Origin of the sequence: Alteromonas sp. S167 (genome assembly GCF_036864375.1) — a bacterium.
In the GTDB taxonomy this organism is placed as follows: domain Bacteria; phylum Pseudomonadota; class Gammaproteobacteria; order Enterobacterales; family Alteromonadaceae; genus Alteromonas.
Genome location: NZ_JAZETR010000005.1, coordinates 221,649 through 242,574, shown reverse-complemented (window position 1 = coordinate 242,574; position 20,926 = coordinate 221,649). Strand labels below are relative to the sequence as shown.

Annotated in this window: 16 protein-coding genes; 7 read left to right on the top strand and 9 right to left on the bottom strand. The window is 39.7% G+C overall.

Annotation, left to right across the window (positions count from 1 at the left end; genetic code table 11):
* The first annotated feature begins 3 nt into the window (after nt 1–3).
* Both V7R35_RS10105 and V7R35_RS10100 read left to right on the top strand, forming a co-directional pair.
* Nucleotides 4–420 carry a TIGR01244 family sulfur transferase gene (locus V7R35_RS10105; RefSeq protein ID WP_334014673.1) on the top strand — a complete coding sequence of 139 codons (417 nt, stop codon included), beginning with the start codon at nt 4–6 and terminating at the stop codon, nt 418–420.
* 73 nt (nt 421–493) lie between these two features.
* Entirely contained in the window at nt 494–1,123 is a 630-nt protein-coding gene (locus tag V7R35_RS10100) for a hypothetical protein (RefSeq protein WP_334014671.1), read from the top strand.
* Between the two features lie 60 nt (nt 1,124–1,183).
* Here V7R35_RS10100 and V7R35_RS10095 read toward each other — a convergent pair whose 3' ends face one another.
* Complete coding sequence (locus V7R35_RS10095; protein WP_025257052.1) at nt 1,184–1,432, bottom strand: DUF2960 family protein; 249 nt, start codon at nt 1,430–1,432, stop codon at nt 1,184–1,186.
* A gap of 439 nt (nt 1,433–1,871) precedes the next feature.
* Between V7R35_RS10095 and dptF the strand changes: the two genes are divergently transcribed.
* Genes dptF through V7R35_RS10070 form a run of 5 tightly spaced genes read left to right on the top strand, consistent with a single transcriptional unit; the run spans nt 1,872 to nt 11,734 of the window.
* Nucleotides 1,872–3,485 carry a DNA phosphorothioation-dependent restriction protein DptF gene (gene dptF / locus V7R35_RS10090; protein ID WP_334014667.1) on the top strand — a complete coding sequence of 538 codons (1,614 nt, stop codon included), beginning with the start codon at nt 1,872–1,874 and terminating at the stop codon, nt 3,483–3,485.
* 3 nt (nt 3,486–3,488) lie between these two features.
* Nucleotides 3,489–4,829 (top strand): DNA phosphorothioation-dependent restriction protein DptG, encoded by a 1,341-nt coding sequence (gene dptG, locus V7R35_RS10085; RefSeq protein WP_334014665.1) that lies wholly within the window; start codon nt 3,489–3,491, stop codon nt 4,827–4,829.
* Entirely contained in the window at nt 4,810–9,930 is a 5,121-nt protein-coding gene (gene dptH, locus V7R35_RS10080) for a DNA phosphorothioation-dependent restriction protein DptH (RefSeq protein ID WP_334014663.1), read from the top strand. The genes dptG and dptH overlap by 20 nt, the downstream gene beginning before the upstream one ends.
* A complete protein-coding gene (locus tag V7R35_RS10075; RefSeq protein WP_334014661.1) occupies nt 9,927–10,514 on the top strand; it encodes a hypothetical protein in 588 nt (195 codons plus the stop codon). Before dptH ends, V7R35_RS10075 begins: the two co-directional genes overlap by 4 nt.
* Nucleotides 10,511–11,734 carry a DGQHR domain-containing protein gene (locus V7R35_RS10070; protein WP_334014659.1) on the top strand — a complete coding sequence of 408 codons (1,224 nt, stop codon included), beginning with the start codon at nt 10,511–10,513 and terminating at the stop codon, nt 11,732–11,734. Before V7R35_RS10075 ends, V7R35_RS10070 begins: the two co-directional genes overlap by 4 nt.
* An 84-nt stretch (nt 11,735–11,818) precedes the next feature.
* Here the strand turns inward: V7R35_RS10070 and dndE are convergent, their stop codons facing one another.
* The 8 genes from dndE to V7R35_RS10030 all read right to left on the bottom strand — a co-directional run bounded on the left by dndE (nt 11,819) and on the right by V7R35_RS10030 (nt 20,907).
* The gene (dndE, locus tag V7R35_RS10065) at nt 11,819–12,169 is read right to left on the bottom strand and encodes a DNA sulfur modification protein DndE (protein WP_334014657.1); all 351 of its coding nucleotides are present in this window, start codon (nt 12,167–12,169) and stop codon (nt 11,819–11,821) included.
* Nucleotides 12,169–14,157 carry a DNA sulfur modification protein DndD gene (dndD, locus tag V7R35_RS10060; RefSeq protein WP_334014655.1) on the bottom strand — a complete coding sequence of 663 codons (1,989 nt, stop codon included), beginning with the start codon at nt 14,155–14,157 and terminating at the stop codon, nt 12,169–12,171. Before dndD ends, dndE begins: the two co-directional genes overlap by 1 nt.
* Nucleotides 14,154–15,779 (bottom strand): DNA phosphorothioation system sulfurtransferase DndC, encoded by a 1,626-nt coding sequence (locus tag V7R35_RS10055; protein WP_334014653.1) that lies wholly within the window; start codon nt 15,777–15,779, stop codon nt 14,154–14,156. The genes dndD and V7R35_RS10055 overlap by 4 nt, the downstream gene beginning before the upstream one ends.
* On the bottom strand, nt 15,776–16,861 hold the full coding sequence (gene dndB, locus V7R35_RS10050) for a DNA sulfur modification protein DndB (protein WP_334014651.1): 1,086 nt from the start codon (nt 16,859–16,861) through the stop codon (nt 15,776–15,778). The genes V7R35_RS10055 and dndB overlap by 4 nt, the downstream gene beginning before the upstream one ends.
* Nucleotides 16,862–17,009: 148 nt before the next feature.
* A complete protein-coding gene (locus V7R35_RS10045) occupies nt 17,010–18,878 on the bottom strand; it encodes a DNA phosphorothioation-associated putative methyltransferase (protein WP_334014649.1) in 1,869 nt (622 codons plus the stop codon).
* Nucleotides 18,878–19,558 (bottom strand): hypothetical protein, encoded by a 681-nt coding sequence (locus V7R35_RS10040; protein WP_334014647.1) that lies wholly within the window; start codon nt 19,556–19,558, stop codon nt 18,878–18,880. The genes V7R35_RS10045 and V7R35_RS10040 overlap by 1 nt, the downstream gene beginning before the upstream one ends.
* A gap of 31 nt (nt 19,559–19,589) precedes the next feature.
* Nucleotides 19,590–20,180, bottom strand: coding sequence for a hypothetical protein (locus V7R35_RS10035; protein WP_334014645.1), 591 nt, complete (start codon nt 20,178–20,180; stop codon nt 19,590–19,592).
* Between the two features lie 115 nt (nt 20,181–20,295).
* Entirely contained in the window at nt 20,296–20,907 is a 612-nt protein-coding gene (locus tag V7R35_RS10030) for a class I SAM-dependent methyltransferase (RefSeq protein ID WP_334014643.1), read from the bottom strand.
* Nucleotides 20,908–20,926: the final 19 nt, after the last annotated feature.

The following is a 20,926-nucleotide window of genomic DNA, read 5'->3' as shown; positions in this document are numbered from 1 at the left end:
GAAATGCAATACGCTAACGTAACACAACAGCTATCTGTTGGCCCTCAAGTATTAGTTGATGACATTGAGGCAATTCAAGCAGCAGGTTTTAACTCAATTATTTGTAATCGCCCCGACGGTGAAGGAGCAGATCAGCCTGATTTTGCTGAAATAGAAGCTAAAGCATTGTCACTTGGTTTGTCGTGCATATATCAACCGGTGGTAAGCGGTAAAATAACGCCAGACGATGCAATAACGTTTGAGGCCAACCTACAAAAACTAGACGCCCCGGTACTTGCTTACTGCCGTACTGGTACACGTTGCATTACCTTGTGGGCTATGACGGCTACTAAAACCCTTTCTTATGAGGCAATACTTAGTATTTCACAAAAGGCGGGATACGATTTAAGCGGGACATTGTTGCAAGTAAAACCCGCATAATTCACTTTTTCAGGCAGCTAACTGTGTTAACGTAGCCAGCACTTAGGGCTTCCAAGTTTTAACGAAAGGCAGCATGTCAGTAAGGAATTATCAAAAGTTCTACAAGCCTCTTCATGCCAGGCACTCCGCCGACTTTGGCCGCTGTATTTACTGCGGCTGTGAGTCAGCGAGGCAAGACTATATTCCACCCATAAAATTCATTCACGATTGGCGAGACGGAAATTGTGAAGCCGACTTTATTTCTGTGCCAGCGTGTAATGAATGTACTGACCTTTTAAAAGATGAAAACAACAGTACGTTACAGGCAAGACAAAGCGTGCTGAAAACAAAACTAGCCGATAAATACCGCAAAGCCATAAGGGTGTTTAACCACTGGAACATAGAGGAAATTGAAGAAATGGATGCGGCGTTTCAAATAAGCCTTAAAGGCGGTATGAGGCTAGGAAAAGAAACGCTCACAAGAATTGGTTTTCCCGGTTTCGATTATGAAGTAGATGGCAGCTTTACACGTGCTGCAGCACCACAACAAGAAGTGTTTACGGTTTTCGACCAAGAATTTGATAGCTTTAGAGAAGCATTAGCTTTTGCCAGCAACGCCTACCAAATAAAGAAAAGCCGACTAAGCCAGCTTTATTTTGACAACGATGAAAGCTTTGATAGGGCGATTGAGGTTTTTCATGGGTTGGTTGAGGGTAACCAATAAGAACTTAATTGATGGTTTTGCGCCCCGAAGTCAGAGGTTCGAACCCTATCGGGGCCACCACTATTCTTGACCGTTCTTTAAGAAGTACAAGTCAGAAAACCCCATCTTTGCAAATTCGGTATCTCTGAAGTTTCTTACGGTTTTTTTGTCTTTACTGATAGCGGCAAGTTGCTGTTCAGTTTGCAGGAACTGGGAAAGGTCTATCCCTTCAGCATCGGCCACAGCTTCATGCATATTTTGATGGCGGCTGTAAGAAAAATTTATCTCTTTTGCCACACCTTTAAACTTATAACGTACTTTATGGGCCATGTTCTACTCAGGTTGGTCGATGTAATTCAAAAACGGTTTAGCCGCTATTATAAACTCAATCAGTGCTAATGATTAGCGTATTGAAAAAGCGGGTGGCAAAACCACTAAGTGTGGCGTTCGATGAAGAATTTAGCCGCTTTCGAGAAGCGCTAGCCTTTGCCTGCGTTACTTACACAATAAAAGAACCGGCTAAGCGAGCTATATTTCGACAACGATGAAAGCTTTGATAGACCGATTTAGATTTATCATAGTTTCATCGAAAATAAGTGCTTGATAGTAGAGGTGACGTGCCCTTATCTAAGAAAAGTGCTTATATTAAAAAGGTTTACTTAAATACTTAAGACTTGTTAATTATACCAATCTGTCGACGAATTCCATTGTGTTGCTGAAATCATTAGTGTTAACTTATTAGACAAAAGACTAACTATAAGGATGTAGAATGCGTTTTGTTGATGTTTTGAACGTATTGTCCAAATCTTCCCCCTATGCTGTTTCAACCGAGAAACAACCTTCTGATTCTCAAAAATTAGATGAAATTAAAGACTATCTATATATTGAGACGCAAATTGAAAAAGACTTTAGAAGCTTGTTAAACCATTCATCAGAGAAAAAAATTATTTTCTTATGTGGCAGCAGTGGCGATGGGAAGTCTGAAATAATGACTAAATATAGTCAGGACCCTATCTATTCCCACGTTGATTTTCATTTAGACGCAACTCATAGTTTTAATCCGAGGTTAGATGCAATTGCAACGCTAGACAATATTTTTGACGCTTACAAAGCTTCAGAACGAACACTGGCTGTTGGTATTAACCTTGGCATGATGGCGAAATATGCAAATATGGGCGCCGCGAGACACTCTGATATTAAAGATGCGATGCATCGCCACAGACAGAAAAACAACGCGAGCGGTAACATTGAGTTCTTAAGTTTTGAAGATCAGAAGTATGCAAAGTTTTTCTTCAAAGACGGAAAACCATACTCAGACTTTGCCAGTAGTTTCATGCGGAATTTGACCAACCCATCTTGCGAGCATCACATCAATCCCATCTGGGATGCTATGTTAGAAGCAGAAGAGGCCGATGAGTCACCTATTGTAATTACTAATTTTAGATTACTCAGCATGGAGTCAGTGCAGTCGACAATCATTGAGTTGTTAATGAAGGCGAGGTTGGCGAAGGACCAATTCCTAACGGCACGAGCTTTTCTTGACTTCATTCATACGTTACTTGTTAGTGATACCTTCTTGTTTGATAGTCTTTTCCTTTCAAGAAACAGTGAGCTGACGGATAAGCTTGCTAGCTTCGATCCAGCGCTTTTGAGGACTGAAAGGCTGGATAACTTAGCACTTACTTTGAAATTGAATTTGCCAGAAGACGACCTTTTCAAATTTAAAGTTCAGCTTAAAGAAATAGGGGTCGACTCATTAAGTTCTTCTGCATCATATATAAGGCTTTTTTATACGCTGCGATACGCCTCGTTGGGTAATGACTACCACCTGAAGTACGTAAAAGAATTTGACGACAGGCTCTTGGCAGATTATTCGAATGTACTTTTAGCACATCAGAATTATAAAGGTGAAAACAGCGAACGTGAGAAGTCGATCATTAATAACTTCTACAAACATGTGCTTTTCACTGCTTTATGGAGGTATATAAATCGAGGGGCGCCTGAATTGAAAAGCAAGCAATTCCTTGTTGCTAAAGAAAACGATGTGCTTTTCGCTACAGAGTTAAAATTATTGATTGATTGGACTGCAATCGAATCATATGAATCCGAAGATTTGATGTCCTTTTCGACTTTCATAAAAGTAAACAAGCAAACACTAAAATCTATGATGCCAGTCAACATTAACTTATTTGAGCTGTTGCAACGCCTTAATCTAGGCTACAGACCTAATAAATACGACAAGAATTGTGTTTTGCTTCTTGATGAGCTTGTCGAACAGGTTAAGTCTGAAATGGCAAAGTCTGATACCTTGATTATCATCGATGAAAAAACGTCTTACGAAGCTGAAAACGATGGCGGCTTAATTGAAATAACGGAGCGCTAATACATGGAGTCAATAATTAGCATCAAAAAACTTAATGCCAAAGTTGCTGATAATCTTCCAAGTGATTATTTGCCAGTTAAAACAAATTATAATGAGTGTAATTGGGATATTGTAGCTGGCCACTTTATCAGCTTTGCCTATGGCTTAGCGTTGCAACAATATTCGAAAAAGGAGTTCGAGGAAGACTGCAGACAAGTATTCATGTCACAACAAGTTTCTGCGGAGCAGTTTCGGGTAATTCACAAAGCATTTTTCGAAAGCGAGAATTACTTACGTTTAGGCCCTATAAGCCTACTGTTACATACGCAAAATGAAGACGAATCAAAAACTCAAGTTCATAACGCTAGCAAAAAAGTAGCGATGTCATTATCAACGCTACTGGGGCCTTTCAAAGAAGAGCTCTCTGAAAAGAGAAGCGAGCACTTTATTGGCGAGCTAATTATATTAACTCTTAAAAGAAAGCTCGCAAATAAGCCCAATGAAAGTAGCGCTCTAACATATTTACCGTACTTGCAGGAAAAGTTTCTAAAAGACTTCAGTTTTATGGCAAGCAAGCCTTCTTATATGCTCGAAAATATTCGAGCTTTTCTATCTATCTATAGTTTTTTATACACGTCGCAAATAGCGCTTAACCTAAAAGAATGGTCCCAAGGCGAGCCTACAAATAAACCATTGTATTTTGTAATAGACACCGAAAAAGTAAGTTTAGAGCGAACGAGCGTAACAGAAAGGGGATGGAAAAGTTTTGCTCAAGCAAGTGAAAGCCTATTTCCGATGCTGTCTACATTACAATTAATTCAGTCCGATATTGCTAGGAAACCACTATGGCAAATATTCTCTGAGTTACAAGAGCTTGATATTGATCAGCAACAAGAGTGTATTGATGCCATTGATGACTATTGTGAACGATTTGTTCGCGCCAGAAACTTACGTAAAAAATTTAGTAAGTCACCTTCTTTAGAGGGGGCTTTCGAGCAATTATTTGATTTAACTTTGGCGCAATTTAAAAAAGAGTACGCTGACCCTTCTACAACTAGGTATCAGGCCAATGGGAAATATGTTGCTGCTTTCAAAGAGCACACAGCTAAAGCGTTTGTTAAAGCGAAAGGAAGAGTTGGTAATACTTTAGTTCTTACTCAAGACCACCTCTTATTATTAACAAGTTTGATTATTGGTGACAATAAGCAGCTTAGGTTTGACGAACTTATCCAAGAATTTAAGTTTAGGGGCATATTTTTTGATGATATCAGTGAAGAAAGACTTATTGAGTTCTATGAGCGCATAGGGAATGTTGAACGAATGAGTGACAGTGGAGATGATTTGTATGTCCGTCAAACCGCATGAATTTGAAGAATTTATTGTCGCCAATCTACTTGAATGGGCACAAAATAATGTTAAACCCGGATTTAGGTATCAGTTTAAATCACCAAACTCAGAAAATAGTGAAAAGCTTTATAACGCGCTAGTGCAGTCTGCTGCTGGAAACTTTTTGCGTTTTACTTCTGAAAAACATGGAGAGACGATTGAGTTACCTCTTATTCAGGTGAACGAAGTTCAACTTATACCGCTTCTCCACTCTGATAATGAGAGAGGCTTCACTGAAAATTTTATTTCACATTTACGCGATGAAGTTGCGAAGCCACAAGGCCCACTTTCGAAAGCATGTCTGGTTATTTTACATAATAGTAAACTGGACACTATTGTAAACAGTGCAAGGAATCTAGCTCAGCCTGGCTGTATTTGGAGCAATGAGGTTGTTAAAGAGTTGCTTGCCGAGTTGATTAGCGGCCAAGACAAAAACAAAGATATCTCGAAGGTTTTATTGGATTATCAGTTTGATGCAATCAAAGAAGGTAACGCAACATTATTTGGCTTCGACGATTTATATAAAGCAATTCGAGACGGCGACCTAAAGTTTGACGAACTATTTTTACTAGAAGATCCTTCGATACATGAGTATGAAAAACAACCTAAGCAGTTAAGAAAAAGGCTAGATGAGAACAGAAAGCTTTATAAGGAAATAGAGCTTGAAGTTAGGGAGTTTCCTAATCAGCTTGAAGACCGCTTGGGAAATAAATTTAGCAGTAAGTTTATTAAGTCTAATTTTCCAAAAGGAGACGAAGAGTCATGGAAGCATGTCACCTTTGAAGAATATTCAGATGAATTAAAGCGGAACAAAAAACAAACACTTTCGTTTGCAGAAATAGAGTTTGATAAAGAGAAGTATTTTTGTAAAACAAAAGGTAGTTCAGCAGCGCAGCGAAGAGAGCTGCATACAATACTCAAATACCCAGCCGACAGCGACAGTTTAAGTTTAGATATATTATGGAACGGCGGTGACTTAGAGACTACGCATCTCAGTACGCCCAATAAGCTATTGCCCTATGGCAGTACATTTAAAGTAGTATACAAAGGCGCAAAAACTAGCAGAACTAGGCTAACTGTTCCTTTAGATGGAAAACCTATTTTCTTTACCATAGGTACCGGAAACAGAGATAAATCTAGTGATAAGTATAAACTTCATTTCTTACTTGTACCTGAGGGACAATTCAATATCGCTGCGATTAAAAGTATTTTTTTGCTTGAGCCCAAGAAAAGATTGATTCGTTTATTAACCAATGACACGTGCATAGCCGTTAATCCGCGTGCTTACTCTACCTTAGAATTAAATGAAGTCGGTCAGAAAGTACCATGGGATAGTGTAAAAGCAATAGACTACTCTGCACTTTCAGAAAAACATAATGATGTTGAATTTTCGGTGTTAGACGGTGAAAACCGCTTGGACTTTGTTGTGGAAGGTGAAGTCGCTGACTCAGCTTTAACTCTTCCGTTAATTTTCGACAAAGAGCGAATGGGAAGAATTCTGGATGATGATTACTATGGTGTTTTCAATCGCGACAAAGATAAAGTTATTATCGACAATAAGGAAGTATTGCTTATAACTGAGCGTTTAGTATTGATGCGTTTGGAAGCACGTTTTGTCGATGAAGAAATTTTAGCGCTGGATGAAGTCAACGAAACGACTTTAAGCATCAAAGAATTGGAAGATGTTGATGAAAAGCTCTATCAGGCTTATAGGGAATTGTATGAATACTGCCGAGCTCGAGCTTCGCTTCCTTCTTTATTGTCCTGGGGATTGGAGTTTAGAAATATAGTAAAAAAGCTCATTTCTAGCTATCAAACGCTTCTAAATTCTGCGGTTCCAGATCAAGTGCTATCTTATCGGCACAAGCAAGCGTTGCGAATTGGATTGATAAAGCAAAAAGATTCCGAGTTATTATCACCTTTTCACCCTATTGTTTTATCCTATTTTTTATCTTTAACAGAGCGGTTTCAAGAAGATAAATTTGATGCTGAAAAGAAAGGGGGCAAACCGAGTTTCCAGCATTTGCCAAAAGTAACGCTAAATCGATTAAACCCTCGAGGCTTAATTCCTTACCTTTATGACAAAGAGTACGGCTTTTCTCATGTAAATGTATCAGATAAAAATGCGTTTTGGTTGGAAGCCATACCACATGAGAATAGCCAATATGACTTTGTAACGAAGTTGGCGAAAGAAAAAATCAATGAATTTCAAACGGCGTTTAGATATTTATTCGAAAGTCGTGAGCAATCAAAGCTTATTTTAAATGCAGTTAATCAGGGCAACTGCCGTGAATTATTTCAGGGCATAGTTGATTACTTCAAAGAGCATTTAGAAGGTGCCTCTTACGTTCATGTAAATATATATGATAAATGTCTAACTTTGAATTCGTTCGATTTCTTTTCCGAGTCAACAAATAGCGATGACCTGAAAGAGTTCTTGGGCATAGCAACAAAAAGCTATGCAGACTCAGCTGATAGCATAATCGAACTATTACGCACGCGGTTGACTTACAGTAAATTTAACCTAAATGAAACGACAGAGTATGAATATTCTCATATTGCTTTCTTCTACAACGATGAAAAAGTGGACTGTATCCCAGTAAATATTGATTCTAAACCAAGTGGTATTGCAGCAGATGGATTATTGGGTGGTGAGTCATCAGAGAGTCAGCACGGGAGTTATCATACTGCCTTTGGCTTACGTGATGTAAATTATGACAGTAATCAGCTATTACAAACAGCCAAAGCCTTCGGCTCGCTTATTCGACCTGCCAGAGAGGTCAATACACAATACTCAGGTAAAGATGCACTTGCTTTAGCGGTTAATGAAGATTTCAAAAAATTACTAGATAAGACGTGTGATTCGTCAATTTGGACTACCATCATCGATCCTAAAGTGACGCTAGAGTTCTTTAATGCACAAGATAAAGTTTTAATTCATTATTCTGACCAATACACATCCTCTGCGGGTTTCGATGCAATTACAGTCAGTCGTCAAAAAGACCTTTTTATAAAAGTTCTCGAGTTAGGCAAAGGGACAAAGATTAGCGACTTTAATGCATTCAATGGTGATTGGTTACTAAAAATGCTTACCTCACCTGCGGCCGCAAGGCTTGGGATGGAAGGTGAAATCGGTGCGTATAAATTAGCCACTACTATGTTAAACCCCTTAGGTCTTGTGTGGGTACCTATATCGGTGGGTGAACTCGTGCGAGTTTCACGAAATATTGGTTTGAAACTTCTAGACTCCGAGCTATCAGCAGCCAATGCAGGTCATGTTGGCGCTATGTCCGATGATGTATTGATGGTTGGTTTAAAAAATCAAACAATGCACTTAATACCGGTTGAAGTAAAAACCGGAAGTACGCCCGACTATAGAAAAGCTAAAGAACAGGTTATCAACCTTAGAAATCACCTCGAGAGCCAACTTAGGGCGAGGTCATTGAAAGGTAAGTTGTATCGAGCGCTATTTTTTAAGCAAGTCCTTGCACAGATTGATAAATATAAACTTTATGATGTTTTTCCAGATACCTATTTTGATAATGAAATTGCATCAAAAAACGAGTGGTTACGGGGGGAGTACCATTTAGAAAATGCTGAATCCTTGCCCTCTGGAATGGTAATAAGTTATTTGAGTCAAGACACTGTTTTTGAACCCGATTATCGGGAAGAAGAAGGTATACTGTTAGTTGATTTACCTATCGCATTACTACCATCCTTAGTCAGAGGCTCCCTTAAAGAGTTTATAGAATCTGATGGCTTACCGAGCTATTTCAAATTACCAGAACATTACGGGAAAAGAAAAGAGAACGAAGACCTCTCTTCTGAAACGCATCAAAATGCAGAAATGAAGCAATTCGATGGGGTGAATTCGAAAGCAAAGTCAGTAATCGAAAATGAGCATAGTGAAAAAAAAAACCAAGCAAAACCGTCTGATTCACTGAAGGTTCTTATTGGCCACAATGTTCAAAATGATCGAGAAGTTTTATGGGAGCCGACTAATACTGCTAAATTCATGAATACCAACTCAGGCATTATTGGAACGATGGGGACAGGTAAAACCCAGTGCACGAAATCTGTTGTTACCCAACTCCATCGTAATCAACAAAATAATGTTGATGGCAAGCCTATTGGTATCCTCATTTTTGATTACAAATCGGATTATGTGGATGACAAATTTATCAATGCGACTAGCGGCAAAAAGTATAATTTGTTTAGGCTGCCTTATAACCCGCTGAGTCTGTTTGGTGATACACCAATGTTACCAGTACACACTGCTCGTGGGTTCTCAGAAACAATGGCAAAAGCCTTTAATTTGGGGCAGCGGCAGCAACTCAAACTAAGGCAGTTAATTGCTCAAGCCTACGATCTTGCAGGAATTAGTAAAGCAGACTCCTCGACATGGAATAAACTAGCACCAACTATTGCAGATGTTTGGGAGTTGTTTTTAGAAAGCGGACCAGCTGAGGATTCTCTTTACGCAGCGCTTGAGAGCCTTCATGAACTTGAGGTGTTTGAAAGTGACGTTAGTAAGTGCGCGAGTTTGTACGAACTAATAGATGGAATTACGGTAATCGAACTGGCAGGCTACCCAAACGAAATTCAAAATCTCGTAGTTGCATTAACGCTAGACCTTTTCTATTCGCAAATGCAAAAGCAAGGTAAGCCATTAGTTCAAGGTGACTTCCGACAAGTCACAAAACTGATCCTAGTGGATGAAGCCGATAACTTCATGTCTCAAAACTTCCCTAGCTTACGAAAAATCCTCAAAGAGGGGCGTGAGTATGGTGTCGGTGTAATCTTGTCTACTCAAGACATTACTCACTTTAAAACAGGTGATAACGATTATTCTGCTTACATATTAAGCTGGATTGTTCATCGCGTTTCACAGATAAAAAATCAAGATATTAAGTCACTCTTCAATAAAGACGACAAGACTGACCAAGAGTATCTGATGAAATCGATACGCGAGTTAGAAAAGCACCACAGCTTGTATGTAGATGGTGATAAGAAAATAACGAAGATAAAAGATATGGCTTTTTGGGAGTTATCTAATGATTATACGCAAGGGCAAAAATGACTCAATTCTTCATCAATGCTTTCTACAAGTCTCAAGACTTATTTTTTGATTTTTACAGAGTAACTGAAATGTATAGAAATGTGATAAGTACATGCTGGCACACACTTATAGAGATTATAAGTTCTGCCAAGTTTGTGTTTTTTTCTATTGTAGCAATTGGCATAGGTGCAATGGGAATTTGGGTTCCCGCTGTATTTAGTTTAGATCTAAGTGGCAGTGCAACAGGTGCTCTACAAAGCCAATCAAAAATAGAGAATTTTTCTATGTTTATGTATGTTGTAAGCGTGTTGGGGACTCTTGCAGCCGAATATCTTATTAAAAATGAAAAACTGGATGATGAGAAAAAGGAGGCAGTTCAGTCATTTAGTATGTTCATATGGTTTGTTGCAATCGTGCTTGCATTCTGGGCACTGAAAGAGCCGAAAGAAAATACTTGGCAGCTATGGTTAAGCCTCTGGTTAGCTATTTCTCTTTGGATGAGTTTTACAATCAAAAAAGATGACTTCAAATACTCATGTAGGACAAAAAATAAGCTTGAAGGAATAGATATTAATAACAGCAAATTTGGCGGGAATGGTTTATGACGCTCGAATTGAAAGAGAATGAATTTGTAGCAATTAAGGTTAATCAACCATTTGGCGAATATTTTACGGTAAGGTTAAATGCAGAGTTTTTGCTTAAACGATCGTATACAAAGTCAGCCAACTACGATGGTGGAGATATTTCGGGAGCACAGAGAAAAATTAAAAGGGCGAGGCTAAATGAGATAGGGCAGTTTATAGATAGTAATGAAGCGCTATTTCCAAACTCTATTATAATCGCAGCTAACTTTAATAAAAACGATACTCTCGTCGAGGAGGATTTGAGGTGGAAAGCTGAGCCGATCGATGAAAAGTCAGGAGTTTATAAGTTAACAATACCAACTGATGCCAAAGTCTGCTCAGTTGTAGATGGTCAGCATAGACTTTTCGGGTTTGAGTATTCAGTAAGGAAAGATATGGAATTATCTTGTTCGGTTTATTTAGATTTGCCGCCTTCTTTTCAAGCTTCTGTATTTGCAACGGTTAACTTCAATCAGTCTCCTGTAGATAAAAGCCTGGCATACAATTTATTTGGTTACCAATTGGATTATTTGGACCCTAAGGACTGGTCACCAGATTTATTAGCTATTAACTTGTGCCGCTATTTTTCAGAAACAAAAGGGGAGTTTTTCTGCGGCCACATTAATTATCGCCTATCAAATAGAAATGTTCCTTCAAAATATTGGGTAATTTCGACTGCTGCTTTTGTTGATGGGGTGATGAGTTTGATAAGCGAAAGCCCGAAGGATGACCGATACGAAGTTAATAGAAAGTCAACTATAGGCATAGCAGGAAGGAAAGTACTCAAAGATGATAGTTGCTACCCTTTAAGATCTTTTTATATTTCAAGAAACGATGAGGCAATTAGGCAAATTATAAGCGAATATTTTAAGGCGCTTCAGCGGGTTTTTGCCGTTGACGACCAATCTAACATTGTATTGGTAAAGACGATAGGAATATCTGCATTCTTTATATTGTTGCGCGATATATTAAAAAGAGACAAAGTTGATAGTCAGATTCTCTCAAAGTTTGAAGGTATTTTGCGACGAGCTAAGGAAATCGATTTTGAAAATAGTAACTTTTATGCATCAAGTACTAAAGGCAAAAATCGACTAATCTCAATGTTGAGGCATAAGGTTTTAGAGATTCCATTTGAAGAAATGAATCTAAGAAGTGACCAAATAGCAGAATTGAAAGAAGAAATAACTAGGCTAGGGCATTAAACTAATAACCACCTGTACTTTTCAAATATAACCATACAGGTCTTATATTTTTAAGAATTTGGCGTTAGATATAAGAAACATATTTCACATGTTTTTAGTCAAGTTATACAGTGACTTTTGGTTTCTCAAAGAGGCTACCCCATGTTCAACGTGAGCAGCCCAAGCTTGTTGAAGTTGCTTACCCTCTAAATCCGGGTAAGTATGTTTCAGCAAAAGCTCTGTGATTTCCTGGGTTCGTCCCAACCAAGTAATCTTGTCTAAAGTCAAACTTCCGTTTGTAGCGTATTCTGTAGTCGGGTCATACCTAAAATCAGACTCTATCGAACGGAAAAAAGCTATACGCGCCGATACATTTGGGGTGACGCCCGTGTAGCCTTTTAATTTCTTAAGTTGCTCTTCCACAGTACGTGATAATTGCATTCTATTGGGTAGCATTAGGCAATCTCCGCTTTATGATTTTCCCAAAAGTAACCTTCGGTTAGTGATGAACAGCGCGTGGCTTCGTCAAAATTAATTTCAAACGCATGCGACACTTCAGGCTGTAAAATGGAGTAGAAATCAGCATCGACTTCGGTATCTGTAGATAAAAGAATGACCTGCTCGCCAGCTTCGGGAAAATAGTGCTTTATTAACTTGTCTCTATGCTTAGAGTCGAGTCTGCCAAGAGGAGTATCTACTACAACAGGTAGTACTTTCCCTGATAATTTGCCCAGCGCTTCTAATATAGCGAACGCAAAAATCTGCTTTTCGCCAGCAGAAAGTGACTTCCTATTAATTTCCATTCCGTCGAGGTCGACTAATGCTACATCAAAGGTTTCTGGATTTATTTTCGCTGTCAGCTTTAAATCTTCTTTTCTAGCAAGCTTTCGGTAGGCCAAAGCAAATAATTCTTCGAGTTGAGACACTCTTAGCTGTGTTAACTTCTGAGAAAATTCCTGCAATGCACCTTGTGTTGAACTCACTCGTGAAACGGCCTTTTGTAACGACTTCTCATTTTTTTGTTGGTTAAACAGCTTTTCTAGCCTTTTTGCTAGCTCTAACGCCTTGGTCATCGACGTTTGTGCTTTTTGAAGTACATCCTTATAAACGTCTTTTTCTTTTGCCACTGCTTTGTCTAATTCTCGTAAGCGCTCATAAAGACCAACTAGTTCTTTTTCGTCTGGCGCTCTTTGAATTCTGAGCGTTAGCGAGTCTAAGTCTGATTCGGCTGCAGTTAATTCTGAAAGAGTATTGCTCAGCCTAGCTTTTGATTCATTTGCTTCGTCGCGTAAGCTTTCAAGCTGGTGGAATTCCCTATCAGATATATCTAGGCTTATAGCGCCTTCAGCACTACTACGGCCATCAGTTTCTACATAGGTTTTAAGTAGCTCATTAACTTGAACTTCATCTGCCGCTAGAGCCAATGACAATTTAGTTGCAAGCTTTTCTGTTTGTGCTAGAAACTGCTCGTTGAAAGATTGTTTAGCCTTAAGTTCTTTTTCATGTGCAAGTTGTTGGAACAGCCTGCCAATGGCGTTTGGCGCTAATGACAAAGGAAATGCGCCATCTAGTTCGTGGAGTACCTTACCCTTTATGGTATCTATTTCACGCTCTAGCGACTTTTGTTTACCTTTTTCTTCGTCCCTTGTGATAGCAAAAGCACCACCACGCTCTTGAATGCTTTTTTCGATTTGACTCATTTCGAAGCGAAGACTGGTGATTTTCGGGTACAGCTCATTCGCTTGCTCTTTGTAAGCGTCGGCTTCTGCTTTAAAGCTTTCTTTCTGCTTTTGAAGGTCAGTAATTTCTTTTTGGATAGAAGCTGATGCTTTACCTTCACTTTCTTTATTAAGATATATATCTAAATCAATATTTAGCCTTTCTATAATATCCAACCCGAGCAGTTTTTGAACGGCTTCTTTAAGGTAAACTCCTGTATCATCTTCAGCCAATTCAGCAATCTTCTCACCGTCAAAAAAGAACAAGTCTCCTATACCCGGAGGAATCATCTCAGAAATAATTGTCTGAATTTGTTCTGAGGTTAAGTTTGAATCTTCGTCTGCGTGTTCAAAGTTTATCTTTTCTTTACCATCAACACCCCAAGTACGAGTGATAGTAAATACGCCGTGTTTGCTTTGATGAGTGTGTGTAAACTCAAGGCTAATTGATGCTTTTGCCGAGTTATCTTCTTTCTTTGCTTTGTTATTTAACTGCTGTGAAAGATAGTCTGCATATTCTTTATTATTTGGAATATAACTAAGCGCGCGTCTTCCCAATAGAAGCAGGCGTATGGCAGTAAGAATAGAGGTTTTGCCTGCACCATTTAAACCGCCGAAAAGAATGATCGGCTTAGATAGCAGGCCATCTTTTTTAGGCTGCAAATCAAGAGAGTGCTCGCCGTTGAATACCCTAAAGTTTTCCATAGTCAGCTTTTTAAAAATCATAGCTGCATCTCCTTATTTAAAGATGCAGTGATGGCGGCTAACTCTGCTTCGTAGTCTTGCACTTCTTTCGACTGATTGATTTGATTTTGCCTACTGTCTTTATTTTGTTTGATAATTTCTTCGGCTGATTCCCAATCCTGCTGGATAAGCCTTCCTATTTTTTTGTAAATACCGGTGCGACGGGAAAGCCCAGACATTGAAATTTCTAAATCGATGAGCTTTTTAACAAGTTGAGGAGAAACACCGTATTCTGGTGCTATTTCAGTTATCAGCGCTGCATCTTCTCTACTAAACTGGTTAGTATCATCAACAGACCAGTCGAGGTCGTAACCAAAGATTTCGTTGAAAATAATAGGTAAATCATCGTCCCAATCAGGCTCGTTAGGGTCGTTTAACCACTCATGGCGCACCGCGTGTAACTCAGGCACGGTAATCAGCTCTACGTCTCTACCCGAATCTGCTAGTTGCTTTTGAATATTCAAAAGTAACCTTAAGGCAACTTTACGATACTTCAGCTTATAAGGGCCTGTAGTGTAATCGTCGGTTAAGATTTTCTCGCCATCTTCACGAAGCGTTTTAAACGCTAACCTACCGTCTCTTCTTATGTGGCTCCGATATTTCTTCTTAAGCTTTGGAGAGGTGCTACGTGACAATATATTCCTGAATTTAAGCAAAGGGAGCATCCACGTCTCGCCATTTTGCACTAGGCTTTCCATCGCTCTGTCTTTTGTTACAACAGTGCACGTCCAGCAGCCAAAGCGAGAATTACCGCAAGAGGGGGTCGTCTCATCAATAACCAGAGGGCATTCGCCCTGACCTGAGGAGTCTTTATAAAGATTCCATAAAACAAGGTTTTTACCACCCCATGGCGTTTCCCACTCAAGGTCGTACTTGTCGAACCATTTATTTTTTAGACCGTAGGGAGTTTCTTGCTGCTCTAGATGACAAAAGCGAAGTATTTTCCAAACGTCATCTACCGCCCACATATCAATTGGCGTGTAAATGAAAGCATTTGATAGCGTAGTGTGCTTCGCCAAGTCTGAGCCATCAATTTTGTGCTTAGCAATAACTTGTGCACGTGAAGCACTTTCTTGCGATCTAGAGCCAAGAACTACAATAACTTCATCATACTGATTTACTTTGTCGGTGATAAACGTACTTACTGGGTCTATCTTCATTCGCTCAGTACACCAGCGAAAATTACGTGTAGGTGCGGGGTAGCCTTTACCAAGAAGGTTTGACCAAAAAGTTTCGTTAGTTTTAGGAACGACCTTATGCGAAGTAATAGGTAACTTATCGCGTGCTGCGCCTCGCTGAATTGCCTCAAGAGAGCGATTTACGTGGTTTACTACAATAGGCGTTTCAACCAATGTATCAGATGCAACGACAAACACGTGTTTGTGGCGTTCTTCAGGCTTTAAGCCCAATAGCGCTAGGTAAACAAGTACCATTACAGCAGAAGAGTCTTTACCCCCACTGTAGCCAATAACCCATGGCCTAGTGTCTTGTAAATAAACGCGCTGTACGTTGGCTACGTAGTCTTTTAGTGGCAGACCAGAAAACTCTTCCTGCTCGATGAACTCAATATAGTCTTCGAGATCGAATTGCTTGGCTAATGTCATGAATCTAATAAATCTTTTTCTTTTTGAAGGTCATCTTGAGATAACTCAAGCCCTAATTGGCGTTTAATTTCTAATGCTGTAAGAAATATGTTTGAGCTAGCCTTGGATAGCTTGCCATGCATCATTGCGCGTTTAACCCATTCAGGGTTAGATTTTCGCCAGTTAACAGAGTTAAGCTTTTCTAACGTTGCTACTCTTTCTTTTTCAGCAAAGTCTAAGAGTTGGTTTCCAACGATCGCAATAGCTTGAAGAGCGATGCCATGCGCTGTTAAATATTCTTGACGAAACTCACCGACAGCAAGCTTTTTATCCTGCACTAATTGCCATTCAGCCATATTATCATTAATGCAGTTCCAAAACTGCAAAGCGAATTGTTTTTCGTCTTCTGAAATATCGTCTTTAGGGCCTTTTCCTAGCAATGCTCTGGTTGCGTGTTTGATTGCACTAAGAGCGAAAATCTTATTGCTCTTTACTGGAATGCTCCCTTTTTCCATCTCCGTAAAGCCAATAAATGGCGTGGCGTTATTCGCAAGATATTTTGCTACGCGGGCGCCTGGATCTCTATCATCGTAAAGCGTTGAAAGTGATGATGAAGGGCGAATTGCGTGCTGGTTTAAGTCAGCAAACATTTGTTGGCTTCTGCTTAACCCTTCATCGATGTAAAACACAATTGCGATGTTATCCTGGCCAAGCTCTGGCTTGTGTTTGATAGCTTCTTCAATTGCAGCTCTGCGGTGTTGCCCATCATTAATTAAAATGCTTGTGTTCATAGAGACTTTTAGCGTGCCGATATTTGGTGCGTTTTCTTGCTCTATAAATGAAACCTCGCTGCCAACTGATGCAGTGAGTGCTGAAAAAACATAGTCGTCGGGGTTATCAACCAAATACCTACTCATTTCTGGAATTCGAGTTTTATTTAATGTGCGCTGAGCGCGTAACTCTGGCGGCACTTCTTCTTCATCGTAGATAAAGATTTTCGGTATTATACGAAGAGGGCAAGTTGCAATGTAAAATGGTCTTCCGGCTTGAACGCCACGAACTGCTGGAAAGGAATAGCAGAAGTCATTATCTAAAGTATTCAAAATTTACCCTCCTTGATGATTACGTAAAAATTTTACGTAATATTTTGTGAAAGTAAATAATTTATTTGTTTTTACGTAAAATGTAATTGTATTTTATTGGAGTATACTTCTTTTGGGAGAGGGGGGTAGCTGGATTTTAGGCTTGATTTTAACAGATGTAATCTGCTTTATTATTCAACACAGCATCAGAATGCTCGTCGAGATAGTCAAAAAAGTCCACATCTTGATCGGCCATTTTGATTTTAACTCGCTCTTTCAAAGTAGGAGAGTTACATTCCTCAAAATTGTCATAACCGAGTAGCGTTAGTTTACCTGAGTTTATATGGATTTTAATTAGCTGTATGTCCTCAAGTTCACCATAAAGTTGCAATGCTGAGCTTACATACACTCGTAATAGCGGGGAAAGTAAGTCTAAGTATTGCTTATGAAAAGTTAAAGAGTGTGGTTTATCGAACTCCTCTGCCAATACGCTTTTAGCTAAAGTTTTGTGGGCCTCTAAGCATTCGGCTTCTATCATTTCGACATCAGCTATTTGAAAGAGGAGTTCTTTAGCTAACGTTTGGGCATTCTTGTTGGTATCGAAAAAGGCTTTTATGTCACGCTTTGTTTGCTCTGGCTGATACTTGTATGGCTTTCTTTGTCCAAAATGGCCTACAGCGAAGTAAACTAGCAAGTCTTCCGTTCGCATTTGTTGCGCAATAGCAAAGTCATCATTGCCATAAAAGTTTAGGCACAGCCTAAACGCTTTTTTCATAGTGCCAACTAGTTCTGTTAACTCGTCAGCTTTACTAAACTCGTCTTTCGCTGGTGCCCGCCCTAATAACAAACACGTTTTCCAGTATTCTTCGAAAAGCTCGCTGTGCTTGGTGAATAAAAGCTGTGTATTGGCTTCTTTGATATCAATAGGTTTAGACTTCTGTTCCCAAGTTCGCGTTCGCTTATGTCGGTTCTGAAGATAATCTTGTTCTAGATACTTATCTTTGAATACGAAATATATGCCAGGGGCTACTGCAATGGCTGATTCATCTAGGCTCAGCTCAATGAACATTTTTAGTTCGCTTTGCGTGAAGTACTTTTGAAAGGTATTCCGGCTAGTAATAATGCCATCTTTATAAGGCGTAAATTTGGCGAGGTAGCTTTCGTTTGCAAGCATAGCCGAGACAACAAGAAGCTTATCGGTAAGAGCCCAAGCGCCCTGGATAGCTTCCATACGCTCGTTTCTTTCTTCAATTACATTAATAACAAAACCAATGTTTACCAAATCAGCGTTTACTTTATCTGCATCTGGCAGAAAGTTTGGGTCCCATCCAAGGGCATCTAGGCCGTGCGCTTCAAGCTCTCGAAGGTCATCACCCCTACCGCATCCATAATCAAAAATTGAGTACTGGCCTTCTAAAAAACCGTGCTTTGCTAACACTTTCATTGGCGCGGAGAGCTCGTAACGCACTATTGCAGTTTTATCGCGCTCTATTTTTTTCTTATTGTTGTCTAGCAGTAGTGCAGAGTTTCGAAACAAGCGCCCATCAACCAGTTCATACCCATGGGTATTTATCAGTGCTTCCCAAGAGGCTTTAAACCCAATATGGCGAGAGTTTTCATAAAGGCCTGCTTGTTCACCTTCTTCGGTAATTTGTTTGAATTCTTCAAACTGCGGATGATTTGGCAAAACCATCGTCTCTTTACGATGAAGAATAGGCGGGTTATCGTAGTTGGAATAGTCTGTCACTTTGTGCGATAGCTTTTGCAGGTCTACCGTTACACTTTGCTTTAACGCAGGGTAAGACTCTTCTTCAAAGGTAGGATAGTGCAGTAGGCTTAATGAAAACTGCTTTCTAGATAACTTTATTAAATTCCACTGTTCCCTTGGAATCTTAAGCGCTTTACCAATAGCCAATATAACATTTCGTAGTTTGTCGGGTAGTTGCGGCAATGTACTGTCATGAATGTAAATGGCGTCGGGAAGTTTCTTCCCAATCTTTAACTCATCAACCAATGTTTTAAATAACGCTGCGTCCACTATAAATCCTCTGCCAGTATTACCGCTTTTTCACCAAATGCCTTTTTGCCCGGGTAACGTCTACCATTTTCGCTTTCGCTCATAACCTGTAGGTGTTTAAGCGGGTCGGTTAAATGAATACTGACATGAAGTGGCCTGTTATTACCATAGTAGTAAATTCGGTCGTAATTAAGCTTTTGCGTAATGAAACGAACGATATCGGAAGTTGCCACGCCTTCTACAAAAAAATCACACGCAGCACCACCTCTACTACATATTTGCTTACCCACGCTGTTAGTTTCGTGAGATGAATGCTGGTCAAGTATTGGCGCAGTGCCGCTTGGTGATACTTTCTGAATAAACTTTTTTAAGGGAAAGGAAGTGAAGCCGTAAGTGATTACAAGCTTCCCAAACCGACATTTTAAAGGAAGCAATACCTCAAACAATAAAAACTCTAAGGCTAATTTAGAATGAGCATTACTGGGTACGTTTGAATAAATAAAATCGTGTTTGCCCTCATACCAATTTACAAGTGCTTCACCTGTAGGATGATTGAGTATGGATTCGTTGCTAGGCAAATCATAGAAGAACGCTCTACCTCTTTTTTCGAAACTTAGCTGCCCACGTTCACGTAAGTGCATTAACTCACAGTCACTGATTTTAAGGGTCGCTTTAATGTCCGTAGAGCTTAGCTTTCGCAAGTTCAGCACTCCATAAAAAGTAGTAGGCGTTCTATTTTTCCAACGATATTAAACCAAGATGAAGCGGGTTCTGCCCACCGAAGAAAGGGTTTGGATATTTCGAACCTTCATCTCTAAAGTTGCGAATAAACGTTCTTAGCCATTCTAGGTCTTCACTTATTCCACTTGGAATCAGGGAAGTGTCTCTTTCCCATTCCCAAGTGTTTTCACATTGCTCATGGTTACTATAATACTCCCTGATTAAAAACGCCTTAAGAAAGCAGAGTTGGCCTTGGTTGTTCCAAATTTTAAAAAAAAGCTTTTCGAAATCACTTTCGCAATCATTGTCTAAACTGCGTTTTACTGTAGCAATTTGCATAGATTTAGAGGTAGCACCTAAAACATTATGTAAAAAGTAAATTGCACCTTCCCAATAGCTGCTCATCTCAAAAACTGCGTCGAAGCTATCGCGGTACTCCGCTAGAGGATAAGATGGGACTAGTATTGGAACACCTTTAGTGCCTTTCCCTCGCAGAATTTTCTTTATCTTTTTTATGTAGGCGTCATGCCAATCATCGCCATTGCTTAAGTGAGGGGCGGAAATATATTGGTAATGTTTATTATTAATTGAGAAGTCAGACATTCTTCTTCACCTGGTTTCAGAGAGCTTTACGTTGATTAATAATTACTAAACAGGCTTACGGGAGTATCGCCACAAATAGAGCTAAAGCGTAACAATAGTGTTGATTAACGTGGGGTTACTTAAATATCGAAACCGTAACCCACTTCACATCATCTCGCTTTAAACCATCCTGACTTGGAACGGGGTTTAAATTGCGTGCAGTTAGTCCATTATTTTTCGCCAAGGTAGCCAATTCCTCATAGCTTACAGGGTGCATGGGGCGTGCTTCATCGTTTGGGCCGAACCGAAGGCTTATGTACATGGTTCCGTATTCCGAAACCAATTCTGCTAACCGCTTTAACGCAGGTGGTCGTTCAGCTTCTGGCAAGTGCATCCATACCGCTGAAAGCAGTATTAGGTCGTATGTTTTTGGATGTTGGGGTAGGGCGGTAAGGGCGGGTAAGCTGGCGCCACACCATGTAACACTGTTATGTGAATTGGCTTGTGCAAGGTTTCTTAGCTTATCGGCAGGCTCTGCAGCTGTTACTTTCCACCCTTGTTCGGCTAGCCAGTTGGCATCGCGGCCACTGCCTGCACCTACATCTAGTGCGGTGCCTGCTTTGATATTTTGTAGAAACGCTTTCCAATCGCCGTGCACACTTTCAGCGTTTACCGAGTTATACAAATCGTAATAGTGCTGCGCTTTTTCGCTGTAATGCGTAATGGTGTTTTTTGTACTGCTAGTCAAAACGTCGATGCCTCCCTGA

Bases quoted from the DNA above. Each gene is read 5' to 3' on its own strand.
- V7R35_RS10105 (WP_334014673.1), top strand. From the start codon at position 4: ATGCAATACGCTAACGTAACACAACAGCTATCTGTTGGCCCTCAAGTA.
- V7R35_RS10095 (WP_025257052.1), bottom strand. From the start codon at position 1,432: ATGGCCCATAAAGTACGTTATAAGTTTAAAGGTGTGGCAAAAGAGATA.
- V7R35_RS10035 (WP_334014645.1), bottom strand. From the start codon at position 20,180: ATGTCTGACTTCTCAATTAATAATAAACATTACCAATATATTTCCGCC.
- V7R35_RS10100 (WP_334014671.1), top strand. From the start codon at position 494: ATGTCAGTAAGGAATTATCAAAAGTTCTACAAGCCTCTTCATGCCAGG.
- dndE (WP_334014657.1), bottom strand. From the start codon at position 12,169: ATGCTACCCAATAGAATGCAATTATCACGTACTGTGGAAGAGCAACTT.
- V7R35_RS10070 (WP_334014659.1), top strand. From the start codon at position 10,511: ATGACGCTCGAATTGAAAGAGAATGAATTTGTAGCAATTAAGGTTAAT.
- V7R35_RS10055 (WP_334014653.1), bottom strand. From the start codon at position 15,779: ATGACATTAGCCAAGCAATTCGATCTCGAAGACTATATTGAGTTCATC.
- dptF (WP_334014667.1), top strand. From the start codon at position 1,872: ATGCGTTTTGTTGATGTTTTGAACGTATTGTCCAAATCTTCCCCCTAT.
- dptG (WP_334014665.1), top strand. From the start codon at position 3,489: ATGGAGTCAATAATTAGCATCAAAAAACTTAATGCCAAAGTTGCTGAT.
- V7R35_RS10075 (WP_334014661.1), top strand. From the start codon at position 9,927: ATGACTCAATTCTTCATCAATGCTTTCTACAAGTCTCAAGACTTATTT.
- dptH (WP_334014663.1), top strand. From the start codon at position 4,810: ATGTCCGTCAAACCGCATGAATTTGAAGAATTTATTGTCGCCAATCTA.
- dndD (WP_334014655.1), bottom strand. From the start codon at position 14,157: ATGATTTTTAAAAAGCTGACTATGGAAAACTTTAGGGTATTCAACGGC.